The organism is Pseudoalteromonas sp. SG43-8 (genome assembly GCF_014164245.1).
Classification (GTDB): Bacteria; Pseudomonadota; Gammaproteobacteria; order Enterobacterales; family Alteromonadaceae; genus Pseudoalteromonas; species Pseudoalteromonas distincta.
The window spans coordinates 149,717-164,728 of the sequence record NZ_JACJEX010000002.1 but is presented as its reverse complement, the minus strand read 5'-3'; the positions used below and the strand labels follow the sequence as shown (position 1 = coordinate 164,728).

The 15,012-nt window shown below is 40.0% G+C and carries 14 protein-coding genes; 10 read left to right on the top strand and 4 right to left on the bottom strand.

The annotated features are described in order from the left end of the window. Positions 1-14: 14 nt before the first annotated feature. A complete protein-coding gene (locus H5122_RS05890) occupies positions 15-1,442 on the top strand; it encodes a lipopolysaccharide assembly protein LapB (protein ID WP_182681681.1) in 1,428 nt (475 codons plus the stop codon). A 543-nt stretch (positions 1,443-1,985) separates the two neighbouring features. Here the strand turns inward: H5122_RS05890 and zapE are convergent. Then, the gene (gene zapE, locus H5122_RS05885; RefSeq protein WP_182681680.1) at positions 1,986-3,095 is read right to left on the bottom strand and encodes a cell division protein ZapE; all 1,110 of its coding nucleotides are present in this window, start codon (positions 3,093-3,095) and stop codon (positions 1,986-1,988) included. Positions 3,096-3,154: 59 nt separating this feature from the next. Here zapE and rsuA point away from each other — a divergent pair, with 59 nt between their 5' ends. The 3 genes from rsuA to H5122_RS05870 all read left to right on the top strand — a co-directional run bounded on the left by rsuA (position 3,155) and on the right by H5122_RS05870 (position 5,670). Next, entirely contained in the window at positions 3,155-3,853 is a 699-nt protein-coding gene (rsuA, locus tag H5122_RS05880; RefSeq protein ID WP_182681679.1) for a 16S rRNA pseudouridine(516) synthase RsuA, read from the top strand. A 120-nt stretch (positions 3,854-3,973) separates the two neighbouring features. Continuing rightward, on the top strand, positions 3,974-4,627 hold the full coding sequence (gene rluA / locus H5122_RS05875) for a bifunctional tRNA pseudouridine(32) synthase/23S rRNA pseudouridine(746) synthase RluA (RefSeq protein ID WP_182681678.1): 654 nt from the start codon (positions 3,974-3,976) through the stop codon (positions 4,625-4,627). A 92-nt stretch (positions 4,628-4,719) separates the two neighbouring features. Then, complete coding sequence (locus tag H5122_RS05870; RefSeq protein ID WP_182681677.1) at positions 4,720-5,670, top strand: DUF3530 family protein; 951 nt, start codon at positions 4,720-4,722, stop codon at positions 5,668-5,670. On the opposite strand, the gene djlA is transcribed toward H5122_RS05870, so the two are convergent. Genes djlA through H5122_RS05855 form a run of 3 tightly spaced genes read right to left on the bottom strand, consistent with a single transcriptional unit; the run spans position 5,653 to position 8,205 of the window. Next, positions 5,653-6,519, bottom strand: coding sequence for a co-chaperone DjlA (gene djlA / locus H5122_RS05865; protein WP_002960826.1), 867 nt, complete (start codon positions 6,517-6,519; stop codon positions 5,653-5,655). The genes H5122_RS05870 and djlA overlap by 18 nt on opposite strands. 31 nt (positions 6,520-6,550) lie before the next feature. Further along, positions 6,551-7,207, bottom strand: coding sequence for an N-acetylmuramate alpha-1-phosphate uridylyltransferase MurU (murU, locus tag H5122_RS05860; RefSeq protein WP_182670974.1), 657 nt, complete (start codon positions 7,205-7,207; stop codon positions 6,551-6,553). Next, complete coding sequence (locus H5122_RS05855; protein WP_182681676.1) at positions 7,204-8,205, bottom strand: aminoglycoside phosphotransferase family protein; 1,002 nt, start codon at positions 8,203-8,205, stop codon at positions 7,204-7,206. Before H5122_RS05855 ends, murU begins: the two co-directional genes overlap by 4 nt. A gap of 100 nt (positions 8,206-8,305) precedes the next feature. On the opposite strand from H5122_RS05855, the gene lptD reads away from it, so the two are divergent. The 6 genes from lptD to H5122_RS05825 are packed head-to-tail and all read left to right on the top strand — an operon-like array spanning position 8,306 to position 14,882. Continuing rightward, positions 8,306-10,558, top strand: a complete 2,253-nt coding sequence (gene lptD / locus H5122_RS05850; RefSeq protein WP_182681675.1) for an LPS assembly protein LptD — start codon at positions 8,306-8,308, stop codon at positions 10,556-10,558. 30 nt (positions 10,559-10,588) lie between these two features. Then, on the top strand, positions 10,589-11,881 hold the full coding sequence (surA, locus tag H5122_RS05845) for a peptidylprolyl isomerase SurA (RefSeq protein ID WP_182681674.1): 1,293 nt from the start codon (positions 10,589-10,591) through the stop codon (positions 11,879-11,881). Positions 11,882-11,886: 5 nt separating this feature from the next. Then, complete coding sequence (pdxA, locus tag H5122_RS05840; protein ID WP_039485530.1) at positions 11,887-12,879, top strand: 4-hydroxythreonine-4-phosphate dehydrogenase PdxA; 993 nt, start codon at positions 11,887-11,889, stop codon at positions 12,877-12,879. Next, positions 12,876-13,682, top strand: a complete 807-nt coding sequence (gene rsmA, locus H5122_RS05835; protein ID WP_182681673.1) for a 16S rRNA (adenine(1518)-N(6)/adenine(1519)-N(6))-dimethyltransferase RsmA — start codon at positions 12,876-12,878, stop codon at positions 13,680-13,682. Before pdxA ends, rsmA begins: the two co-directional genes overlap by 4 nt. Beyond that, a complete protein-coding gene (apaG, locus tag H5122_RS05830; protein ID WP_002960839.1) occupies positions 13,666-14,055 on the top strand; it encodes a Co2+/Mg2+ efflux protein ApaG in 390 nt (129 codons plus the stop codon). Before rsmA ends, apaG begins: the two co-directional genes overlap by 17 nt. Positions 14,056-14,063: 8 nt before the next feature. After that, entirely contained in the window at positions 14,064-14,882 is an 819-nt protein-coding gene (locus H5122_RS05825) for a symmetrical bis(5'-nucleosyl)-tetraphosphatase (protein ID WP_182681672.1), read from the top strand. The last annotated feature ends 130 nt before the right edge of the window (positions 14,883-15,012 follow it).

Genomic DNA, 15,012 nt, shown 5'->3' with positions numbered 1-15,012 from the left:
TTAAAATGAAAAATATGAATATATTTAAAACGCTAAAACCATTAACTCGCGCAGTTATCACTACTTTAATGTGCTCACTCCCTTTATTAGGTGTAAGTAGCGTGCATGCTAGCGCTGCTAGTACGCCATTGAAAAGTGCGCCACTAAAAGTAACTCTATCGCCTAGCGATCCAACATGGCAGTTGGCTATAAATAACAAATTACTAGGCCCTACAGAGGTTCTTATTGAGCCGACCGAGCGCGGTTTTGCTCGCCAAGTACAACCACTATTACAAGCCGGTAATTACAGTGAAGTTGCGGCGCTATTTAAAGGCCGAGATATAAGCCAAGATAGCACTGCTTTAAACTTATTACGTGCACAAGTACTGCTTTCAACAAAAGACTTTAATAACGCTGAACTAGCTTACCTAGCGTGTTTAAAAGCTTCACCTGATTTAGTAAAAGCACACCAAGGTTTGAGCCTTTTATACATGCAACAAGCAAAGTATGACAAAGCACAAACACACCTAGTTCACAGTATTGAACTAGGCCAAGCTGACGCACAAAGTTATGCGCAACTTGCTTATATACACGTGCAGCATAGCCAACCTTGGAGCGCAGTAGCGGCGTACCGCCAGGCGCTTATGCTAGCGCCAGAAACAAGCCAATATCAACAAGGTCTATTGTTTGCGTTAATTGAATCGGGTGATTTAAGCCAGGCAAGTGCGTTACTAAAAGAATTACTTAATAAAAGCCCTGATAAAGCTGAACTTTGGCTGCAACGTGCACAAATAGCATTACAGCTTGATCAAAAAAAGCAGGCGCTAGCTGCTATTGAAGTGGCCTTAAAACTCAACCCTAAAGATGCCAGTAACCAGCTTTTAGCAGCCCAGCTGCATTTAACTGAAGGCAGCACTGAACGCGCAGTGAGTTTATTAAAGCATGGTTTAAAACACGCCACTAAACAGCAGCAAGTTGAGGTTATTAATACCACGATGCAAACTTTAGGCTGGCTTGTATCTCAACAAAAATGGGATTTAGCTAAAGAGCTAATAGGCAGCGCAAAAAGATTAACTAAGCAGCTACCCCGTGATGAACAAGCGCAGTTTTCTGTATACAGCGCACAAATTGCTATGCAACAAGGTAATACTAAACGTGCTCTTAAAAGCTTAAATAACGCACTTAAAATAAACCCGAATTTAGGTGATGCCCTACTTAGTTTAGCAAGTATATATCGTAGTAAAGGTCAACTTACCCAAGCTAAACTTATGTATGTTCGTGCACAAGCTCTACCTGATTACCAACTATCGGCGTGGCTTGGATTATCACAAATAGCAATTGACTCTAAAGACTACCCGAGCGCGCTAAAGCATCTTAGAAAAGCATTACAAGCCAATCCACAACGCCAGGACTTAATTACTAATATTCGCGCCCTTGAGAATATAGTGCGCCAAAAAGGGTAAGTTTAACACCGTGGTTAAATTTACTTGTATAAGCACAGCTTGCTGGCTGTGACGAGCAAAGCTCGTAATTTCTATATGCAATAAGATCTTAAGTGATTTGTTCACAAAGAGGTTTAGAGGGCGCTGCGCTTTAGAGAAGTAAAAATATATAATTACTATTGTTTTATGTTTTCTCATTTACTCCTCTTTTACTTCTCTTTGTGCGATAAGTTTTTAGATAATTTATTCACAAAGAGGTTTAGAGGGCGCTGTGCTTTAGAGAAGTAAAAATACATAATTACTATTGTTTTATGTCTTCTCATTTACTCCTCTTTTACTTCTCTTTGTGCAATAAGATCTTAAGGGATTTATTCACAAAGAGGTTTAGAGGGCGCTGCGCTTTAGAGAAGTAAAAATACATAATTACTATTGTTTTATGTTTTCTCATTTACTCCTCTTTTACTTCTCTTTGTGCAATAAGATTTTAAGTAATTTATTCACAAAAAGGTTAAGAGGGGCTGCGCTTCTCACGTGAGCAAGCTTGTTTACAATCAATATTAAGCGTTACCAATTTTGCATTTCGACTATGCGTGATTGTGTGCGCGCATATTCAAAGCTCAACTTTTTACCTTTATATAAATGTTCAATGTCGGTTTGCGCATTTATTACTAGCAATTTATGGCAATCGTAAAATTCATCGACTAAGGCAATGAAGCGCCGTGCTTCGTCGTCAAAAGTATGCTCATCAAGTGTTTGTTTTTCGCGTTGGTAGCTATCTTCTATACCGTGAACAATAACTTTACCCGTTGCTTTAACACCCATTTGCGGCACGTTCGATACATATAACACATCAAATTGCGTTGCTAAAAACATATAATCGTTAGCACTACGCGGGCCGGAGCATAGCGCCATAAAATCAATCATCAAGGCGTTATCTGCTTTTAATAAATAGGGTAAATCGCGGCCATGCACAGTAATTGTATTGCTACATGTTACTACTGGATACGAAGCTAAAAACTCATTTTTAAAATCGAGATTTGATAAATTAATAAAATAGTGACGACTGTTTTTACCATATCTAAAACGGTGATCGTCCTCCCCTGCCACGTTAATTATATGGCAATGGTTATTAATTAAATCGATAGTAGGTAAAAATCGCGCTCGTTGCAGGCCGTTGTAATAAAGCAGCTCTGGCTTTGCGTTCGATGTGGCCACCAGCACAACACCTTGTTCAAACAATGCATTGAACAATCTGGCCATAATCATGGCATCGCCAATGTCGCTCACAAAAAACTCGTCAAAACACAGTACTCGAATATTTTTAGCCCACTGTTTTGCAATTAGAATGAGTGGATTTTTTTGACCTTGTAGCTGCGAAAGTTGGGCATGCACTTGTGCTATAAAATGATGAAAATGCAGCCGCTGCTTTTGCTCAATAGGTAGGTTTTTATAAAATAAATCCATTAACATGGATTTACCACGCCCTACGGGTCCATATAAATAAATGCCTTTTATTAAGGGCGCTTTTTGCCACCATGATGTGTGAGCTTGAAGTTGCTCGCTTAGCGTATTTAAAGCTTCCACCGCATTTTGCTGCGCAGCATCAAAACACAGTTCACCTGTGTCTATTTTTGCTTGGTAAAGGCTTAAAATTTGTGTGCTGTGCACTGTCATGGTATTTCACTATCGGCTATAATCGCGCCCATTGTAGCCGACTAAAAATGTGAACCAAAATGAAATTCCCTTGCCGCTTAGATAAATTCATTAGCCACTTAGCTGAAATACCGCGCACGCAAGCTCGCGCTAGTATTAAGCGAAAAGAAGTAAGCGTGAATGGCGAAGTAATCACATCACATAATTTTCAGTTAGCCCAGCAAGATGAAGTACTGCACCAAGGTACGCCTTTGGTATTTTTAGGTAAGCGCTATTACATGCTAAATAAACCTGTTGGCTATGTATGCGCTAACAGCGATGAGCTTCATAAAACTGTTTTTGACTTACTTGATGAGCCAAATATGAGCGACTTTCACGTAGCAGGTCGCCTTGATATAGATACCACAGGGTTAGTTATTATTACTAATGATGGCGATTGGTCACATAAAATTACGTCGCCTAAAAGCAATAAATTTAAAACCTACCTAGTAGAAACTCAAGAGCCTATTACCGATGAAGCCCTTGAGCAATTACGTACAGGTCTCATGCTGCATAACGAAAAAGATTTAACCCGCCCAGCTATAGCAGAGAGACTTGCTAATTACGGACTCCGTTTATCAATAAGTGAAGGTAAGTATCATCAAGTTAAGCGTATGCTTTACGCGGTAGATAACAAAGTGGTTGAGTTACATCGCGAGCAGATTGCGGGGATTACCCTAGATGAAAACTTGGCCAGTGGTGAATATCGATTATTAACACCCGAAGAAATTAAGTTATAAAAACGCTTTAAAGGAGCCTAAGGCTTGGACTATTAGTTAAAACAATATAGCCAAACTTTTACTTGAGCCTGTTGGCTTGCTCTACTAAAATAGCGCCCTTCAAAATTACTAAGGTCGGCCGTGTTAGTTAACTACAATCCCCCTATGAGTCCGTATTTAACGATACTTTTTCAGGATGACGACTTGCTGATAGTTAATAAACCAAGTGAGTTATTAACTGTCCCAGGTAAAGATCCTAAACATGCCGACAGCTTAATTAATCGTGTTAATCGTGTTTTTCCAACAGCAAGAATAGTGCACCGCTTAGATATGGCGACTTCTGGCATACTGTGCCTTGCCATGAATAAAGCAGCGCACAGACATTTAAGTATGCAGTTTCAAGAGCGCGAAACAGCGAAACGTTATATCGCACGTATATACGGACAACTTGAAGCTGAAACAGGATCAGTAGATTTACCCCTTATTTGTGATTGGCCTAATCGCCCTAAACAAATGGTTGATCACGACAGAGGCAAACCTTCACTTACGCATTTTAAAATACTTGAGCGTGAAGAAAATGCAACCCGTGTAGAGCTAACCCCCATCACTGGTCGCTCGCATCAGTTACGTGTGCATATGTTAAGCCTGGGTCATCCTATTTTAGGTGATAGACTTTACGCCCACAAAGAGGCACTTGCTGCCGCTCCTCGCTTACAATTACATGCACAAATGCTGAAATTAAAGCACCCCGTAACTGAGCAAGTACTTACTTTTGAAGCCGAATTAGAGTTTTAACAGGTTTAAATTTACTAGCTAATTCGCTCTATACATTAAACTTTTAGATAACCTTGCCGATACCTAACTAATTGTCATTAGTTAGGTGCGTTATGCTATTTACACGGTTTTTAAAAGGGGCTTTTTATATACAGCTCAGCTGTGCCCTACTTTTAGCTAACCCCATCAGCGCGGCTGAACATATTGCTCCACCTAGCCTATCAAGTATTGAAAATAGCGATATTGAGCGACTACTTCCAAGTGATGAAATAAAGCCAATATTGGCGGGTGAAACAGAATTTTTAAGCCTTTACAGCGAGTATATGAGTAGTAATTTTAGAGGTATCGTAATACTTATACCCGATTGGCATTCTTCACCTACCAATAATTCAGGTATGAGCTACTTGCGCAAAGAGCTTAATAATTTAGGTTACAGCACCTACGCAATGACAGTGCCCGACATTGACTGGCAAGCAAGTAAACTGGCCGAAACAATGCCCAGCGAAACCGAAGCTGCGCCTAGTAAAGCCGGTGAGCCTGCATCACCCGACACAGCAACAAACGCACAATCACAGCCTGCAAAAATCAAAGGTGAGCCTCATTACGTTAATGCAATAGAAAAAGTAACTGACGACATACTTGATGACTATAAAATAAATCTCATTTCTCGGTTTAATGCGCTGTATCAAACCGCTATGGAAGATTCGAGTAATATAGTGGTTATTGCACAAGGTACTAGTGCGGGTGTGTTGTTGGAGTACTATGCAGATTTTCCAGATGAGAGACTAGATGCGTTTATAAGTTTAAGCAGTTACTTACCTAATACTAAACGTAACGAAAGTTTGAGCCAAACAGCGTCACTTGTTACACCCGCCTTACTTGATATTTACTACGCAAATGACAGCACAGACATTTTAATGAGCCTTAAAAATCGTCAGCGCTGGGTTGAGCGAAATGCAAAATTTGATTACCGCCAACGCCAATTGTTTGGCCTGCGCGATCAACCCGGTCAACACGCACGCCTAACAAAAGAAATAGACGGGTTTTTACGCCGACTTTTTTAAATACTCATAAGCGGCTTGAATATCTTGGCTCTTTTTAACAGCCAATTCCATCATGTGCTTTGGTAAACCTTGCGACACTAATTTATCTGGATGATGTTGCGACATAAGTTTACGGTACGCTACTTTTATATCACGCTGCGTTGCATCGCTATTTAAGCCTAATAACGCCAATGCTTGCGCACGGTTCATATTATTATTTGGCGGTACATGATGGCCAGAACCCTCACGGTAGCTACTACTTTGACCTTGGCTTTGTTGCTGCTGATTAAAGCGCTGTTGTTGCTTTCTAAAGTTAAACTCAGCTTGGTAACGTTTTAATACAAATGCAAAGTGTGTTTTAGAAATCCCTAGCTGTTTACTTACTTCTGCTAATAATTGCTTTTCTTGTTCGGCTAACACGCCATCAGAAAACGCCATTTGAATTTGTATTTCTAAAAACAACTGTATTAAATCGTTTCGTTTAGCAAAGCGTTCTTTAAAGTCGTGTACTGTTTCTTTAAGTGAAAAGTCACTCTCTTTACCTGACTGAAATGCATGTTGTGCTTCGCGGCGCTCTTCGCCCTTTAAGCCCATTTCATCCATAAACAAGTTAGCCGCTTTTATATGTATTTCGCTCACTCGGCCATTCGATTTTGCAATGTGCCCCATAACAGCAAAGCAACTTGAAAAGAATAAAGCTTGGCGCTCGTGAACATCGTCACCACTAAATAAGCTAGAAAAACCGCCTGCTTTATCAAAGTTATTTTTTAAGCTTTTATCAAATAAATGACCTAGGTATAAACCTAAAATAGCACCAAATATTTTGCCAAACATAAAGCCAAAACAAAAACCGAGAATTTTTCCCCACATCTATAATACTGCCTTCTTAAAAATTGAGTTGTTACGCCTCAAGGCGCGTGTTTAATTGGTTTAAACGCTCTGGTGTACCAATGTCATCCCACTGCCCTATGTAGAGCTCAGTAGAGACTAAATGTTCATTTAGCTTTTCACGTAAAATAGGCCCTAAAGGGCGAATACCTTGCGTTAATCCTTTAAAAAAATCAGCCTGATACCGGCCAATCCCCGAAAAGGTATATTTTTGACTCTCGGCCGACAAATGGCTCAATGCAAAGTCGCCATCTGGATTGTGTGGCGGGTTTTCTATAAGCACTATGTGCGCCTCACCGGGTTGCAAATGAAGTTGCATTAGCGCGCTTACATCGTAGTCGGTGTATACATCGCCATTTATTACAATGAACGAGTCGCCCAACAACGGTAACGCTTCAATAATACCGCCGGCAGTTTCAAGGCCACCTTCAACTTCTTGGCTATAAAGTATATTTACGCCCAATTGACTGCCATCTTTAAAGTAGTCTTTTATTTTATCACCCTGCCACGCAAGGTTTATTACAATATCGGTAATGCCGGCAGCTTTAAGGTTATTTATATGGTGCTCAATAAGTGGTTTTTCTGCCACTTTTAACATTGGCTTTGGCATATTTTGCGTAAGCGGCATCATACGCTGTCCGCGCCCTGCAGCTAAAATCATCGCTTTCATGAGCGCTCCATTGCCAACTTTTCAGTCACTTTTGGCACTATGGTATTTTTTGTCCACTCACTCAATGCTTTGAGCTCTGGGTAATTTGCCGCTACTTCAATAATGTAATCAAGCGTCGGTAAAATATTATCTAAATAACCTGTTTTACCATCGCGTAAATACAATCGACAAAATATACCCGCAGCTTTTAAGTGGCGCTGTAATCCGGTTAAATCAAACCAATATTTAAACTCATCGAATGAAGTGTTAGTCAGTAAATTTTGAGCTGTAAATTCTTGATAAGCAAAATCAAGTAAACTTGTTAACTCTTGCTCTGGCAATTTAAAGTAGCAATCGCGCAGTAGCGATACTAAGTCGTAGCAAAGCGGCCCGCGTACAGCATCTTGATAATCTATAATGGCCCACTGGCCATCACTATTCATAATATTACGGCTATGGTAATCACGATGAACGGTAACCGTAGGTTGCTCAAGCATCGCCTTTATTAATAGCTCTGAACTTGCTTGCCACATTATTTTTTGTTCTGCACTGAGTGGCTCATTAATAAAGTCGCTTACTAACCACTGGCTAAATATATCAAGCTCTAGCTTTATAAAATCTTCGTTATACGCTTGCATAGCAGAAGCTGTGGGCGTTTTTGCCCACTGAGCACTTAAACTAATTAATGCTTGGTAATGCTCGGTGCGATTTGCATCATCGAGCATGTCGGCTAGGTGCGTACTGCCTAAATCACTCAGAACAAAAAAGCCCTGTTTCTCATCACTTGCAATAATAGTGGGAAGTAAAAAACCTTGCTCAACAAACACCTGATTTAGCGAAATGTAAGGTTCGTTATTCACTTTTTTTGGATCTGAGTCCATCACTATTAAATGTTTATTATCGTGATTTAAACGATAATAACGGCGAAAGCTCGCATCACCCGTGATCGCATTTAAAGTATGCGACTTGGCATTAAGGTGTGTGTTTATAAATTGTTGTAAATTCTCAAAGCGTGTCATTTTATTAGATATCTATTTTTATAGGTCAATTACTGTAATTGCCATTATTTTCCTTTATTATGTGTATATTATATTAAACACAAAGTATTAAGGTCGATAAATGAGCAAAACCTGGGGCATATTGATGCTAAGCGTAGTTAGCGCACCATCGCTTGCCGAAACTGAACTGGCACACAACCTTTGTGGCATTTCAATGCAAACCAGAGCTTGGCAACCACTTGAAGGCCTTAACCTTGGTGAAGTTGATATCCAAGCTGATGATGTTGAGCTACTTGGCACTCAAAGCGCTGAATTTACCGGCAATGTTGATATTAACACCCTTAAGATGAGTTTGTCCGCACAAACTGCGTTGATAGACAAACAGCGTGGTTTATTAAATGCAACGGGGCCAATTACTTATCAAGACTACGTAAGTAAAGTAAACAGCACCGGATTAAATGCCGATTTAAATAATTCAGAAGTCAGTTTGTTAGGCGCCGACTACAGCCTAACCGAACAACAAGGTAAAGGCGGCGCTGAAAAGCTCACTGTTAATCAGTCTGGCCTATTACTCATGAATGCAAGCTTTACTACTTGCCCAAGTGACACCCCTGCATGGGAAATTGAAGCTGACGAAATAAACCTTTCACGCGAAGAAGGTTGGGGCGAAACATATAACGCCGTATTGCGTATTTTAGATACACCGGTTTTATATTTACCTTATTTTACATTCCCGCTAGATGAACGCCGTAAATCGGGCTTACTTACCCCGACTATTTCAAGCTCTGACAAATACGGCCTTGAAACAATTACGCCGTATTATTTAAATATTGCACCTAATTTTGATGCCACTATTACGCCTCGTTATATGTCTAACAAAGGGCTGCAATTACAAACAGAATTTAGATACCTAACAGAGCAACATGAAGGCTTAGTAGGGATTGAATACTTAGATAGTGATGATTCTGAGCCTGATTTAAATGAACGCTACATGTTTCATTGGCAACAGCAAAGCTACCTAGGTGAAAACTGGCGCGCAAACGTTGATGTAACCAATGTGAGCGATGATAACTACATTACCGACTTAACTTCAAACTACGCAAGTAAAACCGATACTCAATTGTATCGTACTGGTTCACTTACCCATTTAGGTGATACATGGCGCACCGATATTAAAGTGCAAAACTTTGAAGTACTCGGCGATCACTTAGAGTCATACACTGCAATACCACAAGTTAATTTTACGCAAACAGCGCCTTGGCGTTTTGATAATTTTGACTTTAGTGTGTCGGGCGAAATTAGCCATTTTACTAATGATTCATCAGAAGTGGCCATAGACAGCGCAACTCGTGTACACGTAGAACCAAAAGCACGCTACAACTACGCTACGCATGCGTGGTCATTTTTATCTGAAGTAAGCTTATTACAAACTAATTATAAGCAAAGCGGAAACTTAACCGGCACGCAATACAGCGATACCGTATCGCGTACTATCCCAAAAGTACGTTTGTACTCTCAGCTTAATTTTGAGCGTGACGCATCTTACTTTTTTGAAGATGGTATACAAACGCTTGAGCCGCAAATTCAGTATTTATATACACCTAATAAAGATCAGTCAGATATTGGCTTGTTTGATACAACCAAGCTGCAAGATGATTATTATGGTTTATTTAGAGACGTGCGCTTTTCGGGTGTTGACCGTATAGCCGCTGCTAATCAGTTTACTTTAGGTGCTACAACGCGCTTATTTGATAAAAAACAAGAAGAAGTGTTTAACTTGAGTGCGGGCCAAATATTTTATTTAAGTGACGATGCCAAGCCAACAGAGCAAGGCTTAAACTCAGACACTAATTATAATGCACTATTTGCAGCTCAAACCATGTTACATTGGCACCGCCGTTGGTACCTCGCTGGAGGTATTCAATATGATACAGATGGCAAGCAAATGGTACAGTCAAATGTAACGCTTGATTATAAAGGTGATAATAATCAGCTAGTACAATTGAACCATCGCTATGCAAATGATGTCTCAGGAAATACAATCGAGCAAGCAGGTGTATTTACAAGTATTCCTATTAGCGACGAATGGCAATTTATTGCGAGCTATCATCGAGATCTTGAAAACAACAGAAGTATCGAAGTATTGAGCGGATTACAGTATGAATCATGCTGTTGGGCTATCCAAATTACTGGCCATCGCCAAATTGAAACTGATTTAAATCAGTCAATAGGACAAGAACAAGCAACTTTTGATTCAGGTATTAGTTTGAATTTTGTATTAAAAGGACTTGGCAGTAAAAGCCGTTATGATGCACAAAAATTATTACAACAAGGTATTTTTGGCTATCGTAGACCGTATTTTCTTAGTAACTAGAGTACTATCAGTAAGAGTAGTAAAAAGAATATGAATTTAAAAAAATTATTAACATCAGCAGTTTTAAGTGCCAGCCTTTGTCAAAGTGTAATGGCTGCACCAGTAGAAATAGATAAAGTTATTGGCGTTGTAAACCAAGGCGTAATTTTAAAAAGCGAAGTAGACACCATAATTGATCGTGTTAAAAAGCAAGCACAAGAACAAGGCCAGCAATTACCAAAAGATGAAACACTTCGTGTACAAGCTGTAGAGCGTTTAGTTAATCAGGCGCTTATGATGCAAATGGCTGAGCGTATGGGATTACAAATCTCAGACAGCCAACTCGATCAAACTCTCGCTAACATGGCAAAAGAGCAAGGCGGAACAATTGCCGACTTACGCCGCACTATTGAAGGTTCGGGCGAAAGCTTTCAAGCTTACCGTGAAGAAATTCGTAAAGAAATCACAACGCAGCAAGTAACACGTGCAAGCGTTGATCGTCGTATTTATATTAGCGAACAAGAAGTTGATAACCTTTTAAAAATTATGGAAACCCAAGGTCAAAGTGCTGAAGAGTACGACATTGGTCATATTTTAATAGATATCCCTAACGATGCGACAGCTGACGAAATTGCTGATGCAAAAACACGTGCAGATAAGGTTATTGAGCTATTAAACGATGGCCAAGAGTTTAAGCGTATTGCTATTTCATCATCAAGCGGCTCTAAAGCACTTGAAGGTGGACAACTTGGTTACATGGGCATTAACGAAATGCCATCGCTTTTTGCTGAAGCAGTAAAAGGCCAAAAGAAAGGCGCTATTGTTGGTCCACTTCGCTCTGGTGCTGGTTTTCATATCATTAAAGTACAAGACGTTCGTGGCCTACAAGTTGTAGAAACAACTGAAGTACGTTCACGCCATATACTTATTAAACCTTCAATTATTTTAAGTGAAGAAAAAGCACGCTCAATGCTTGCAGGCTTTGCAAAAGACTTACGTGCAGGAACAGCCGACTTTGGTGAACTTGCTAAAGAGTACTCAGAAGATCCAGGCTCTGCACTTAAAGGTGGCGAATACGATTGGACAGATCCAACTACCTACGTACCTGCGTTTAAAGATACATTACTTTCTCTTAAAGAAAATGAAATAAGCGAACCGTTTAGAACACAGTTTGGTTGGCATATTGTGCAGTTACTTGGCAAACGTGTAGCTGATAAAACTGAACTAGCTAAACGTAACCGTGCTCATGGCATGTTGTTTAACCGTAAATTTAAGGAAGAAAGTTTTAACTGGCAGCAAGAAATGCGCGAGCAAGCTCACGTTGAAATTTTCCCTATAGACTAATAAATATGACTCTAAGAATTGCTATTACACCGGGTGAACCAGCCGGTATTGGCCCTGATTTGCTACTCACGCTTGCTCAGCAAGCGTGGGACGCTCAACTAATAGCGATTGCTGATGGCAAACTATTAAAAGAGCGTGCAAAGCATTTAGGCTTAACAATAAACTTAATTAAATTTGATGATAATGCCCCCGCCATAGCAGCACCTGCGGGCAGTTTGTATATTCATCAGGTTGATTTAGGTGCGGATGTAGAGCTTGGCGTACTAAATGACGGTAACGGCCAATACGTGTTAGATACCTTGCGTATAGCAAGTGAAAAAAACATGGATGGCACGTTCGATGCGGTTGTTACGGGCCCTGTTCACAAAGGCATTATTAACAAAGCGGGCATTTCATTTAGCGGACACACTGAGTATTTTGCGCAGCAATCAAATACTGCAGATGTAGTTATGATGCTTGCAACTGAAGGTTTACGCGTTGCACTTGTAACCACGCATATTCCACTTGCGTATGTATCGCGTGCCATTACTCCTGAGCGCTTAACTAAAGTAGCGGGTATTTTAAATCACGACCTACAAACTAAGTTTGGGATAGAAAAACCACGTATTTTAGTGTGTGGCTTAAACCCACATGCAGGTGAAGATGGCCATTTAGGCCGTGAAGAAATAGAAACAATCACCCCAACGCTCGAAATACTTAGAAGTGAAGGGATGAATTTAATTGGCCCACTACCGGCCGATACCTTATTTCAACATAAATACCTATCTGAAGCAGATGCAGTACTTGCTATGTATCACGATCAGGGATTACCTGTGCTAAAATACAAAGGATTTGGTAAATCGGTAAATATTACCCTTGGCTTACCATTTATCCGCACCTCAGTTGACCACGGTACTGCACTCGATTTAGCAGGTACTGGTACAGCTGACGTTGGCAGTTTTGAATTAGCGATCCGCGAAGCAATTAAGCTCGCCCAAGAAAAAGCACAAAATCAATGACCGATAAAGTACATTTAGGACACCGCGCTCGTAAGCGTTTTGGGCAAAACTTTTTATTTGATGAATCTATCATCGATAAAATAGTCTCTGCGATTGATCCTAAACCAGAAGACAACTTAGTAGAAATTGGCCCCGGCCTTGGCGCAATTACTGAGCCAGTAGCCGACTTAAGCGGCCATTTAACGGTTGTTGAATTAGATAAAGACTTAGCACAACGATTAATTGAACACCCATTTTTGGGTCCTAAATTAACCGTTAACCAAGGCGATGCAATGACGTTTGACTTTGCAAGCTTGGTTCGCGATGACAAAAAATTAAAAGTGTTTGGTAACTTACCTTACAATATTTCGACACCGTTATTGTTTCACCTTTTTGAATTTTCAGATCATATTGAGCACATGCACTTTATGCTTCAAAAAGAAGTAGTAAAACGCATGGTAGCAGGCCCAGGTAGTAAAACATTTGGCCGCTTAAGCGTAATGACTCAATACTACTGTAATGCAATGCCGGTTGTTGAAGTACCACCTGAGTGCTTCAAACCAGCGCCAAAAGTTGACTCTGCTGTTATTCGTTTAATACCTAAAAAGCCAGAGCAACGTACAGCAAAAAGCGTTAAAATTTTAAACACCGTGTGTTTAGAAGCATTTAACCAGCGCCGTAAAACGCTACGTAATAGTTTAGGTAACTTACTTACCGCAGAAGAACTAACTAACATTGGCATTGATATAACGCTGCGTGCTGAGCGCTTATCTTTACAACAATTTATTGATATAGCTAACTGGATTTATGACAACAAGCAGTAACATTGGATCGCCTGTAAAGGTATCTGTAGAAACATTTTACGTAGAAGGTCAATCTCAACCTGAGCTTGAAAAATACGTATTTGCTTACTCGGTAACAATTAAAAACCATAGTTTATGCAGTGCAAAATTACTGAGCCGCTATTGGTTAATTACCGATGCAAATGGCAAACAAGTAGAAGTTGAAGGCGAAGGCGTTGTTGGCGAAATGCCAGATATTGGCCCAGGCGAAAGCTATAAATACACCAGCGGTGCAATTTTAGATACACCTGTAGGCACTATGCAAGGCCATTACACGTTACGCAACGAGTTTGGCTCTGAGTTTCAGGCGCCTATTAATGTGTTTCGTTTGGCTTGCCCTAACATTTTGCATTAAGCACTTAGATGGCAGATTATGCGATAGGTGATTTACAAGGGTGTTTTAGTGAATTTAACACCCTTTTACAACGGGTTGATTTTAACCCAAGTAAAGATCACCTATATTTAGTTGGCGACATAGTTGCTCGCGGGCCAGACTCCCTAGCCTGCTTAGACTATATTTACCAACATCAAAATAGCATGACCATCACTTTAGGCAATCACGACCTTCACATGATTGCCTGCTACTTTCTTAACAAACCCACTAATCCAAACGATAAATTAAACTCAATATTTGAAAGCCCTAAATTGGCTAACTACATCGCTTTTTTACAAACCCAGCCATTGGCATTAGAGCTTATAAAACATAACTGCTTTATATCTCACGCGGGGTTAAACCCTGATTGGTCTGTTGAAGATGCGCTAAAACAAGCCCAATTTGCACAAAGCTGTTATCAATCAAGTAACGCAAAAGCGTTTTTTGAACACATGTATCAGCCTCACCCCGCTAAGTGGTCGAATACCCTTGATGACTTTGCAAAGTTTAGATACATAGTTAATTACTTTACCCGCATGCGTTTTTTAACAAGTGATAACACACTCGAGCTTAATGCAAAGGGTGCAATAACCGACAGCGAAACTCTCACTCCTTGGTTTAACCACCCCAATATAGCTAAATCTAAACACGATATTATTTTTGGCCACTGGGCCGCACTTGAAGGTAGAACAGGTAATTCACGGGTTCACGCCCTAGATACAGGCTGCGTATGGGGTAACACCATGAGCCTAATGGAGCTGAGTACTAAAAAAGTAATTGTAGAAAATTCCCACCTTTCGTCTAAATAAACTGAAAAAAAACAATACATCTGTTAGATTTATCAATTAATAGTTAAAATTAATTAAAGTAATTGATTTTAATTACTTAACTTATTGGTACAAACGCCGATAAGTTTTAATTGAAGTACTTTTTGAGTGG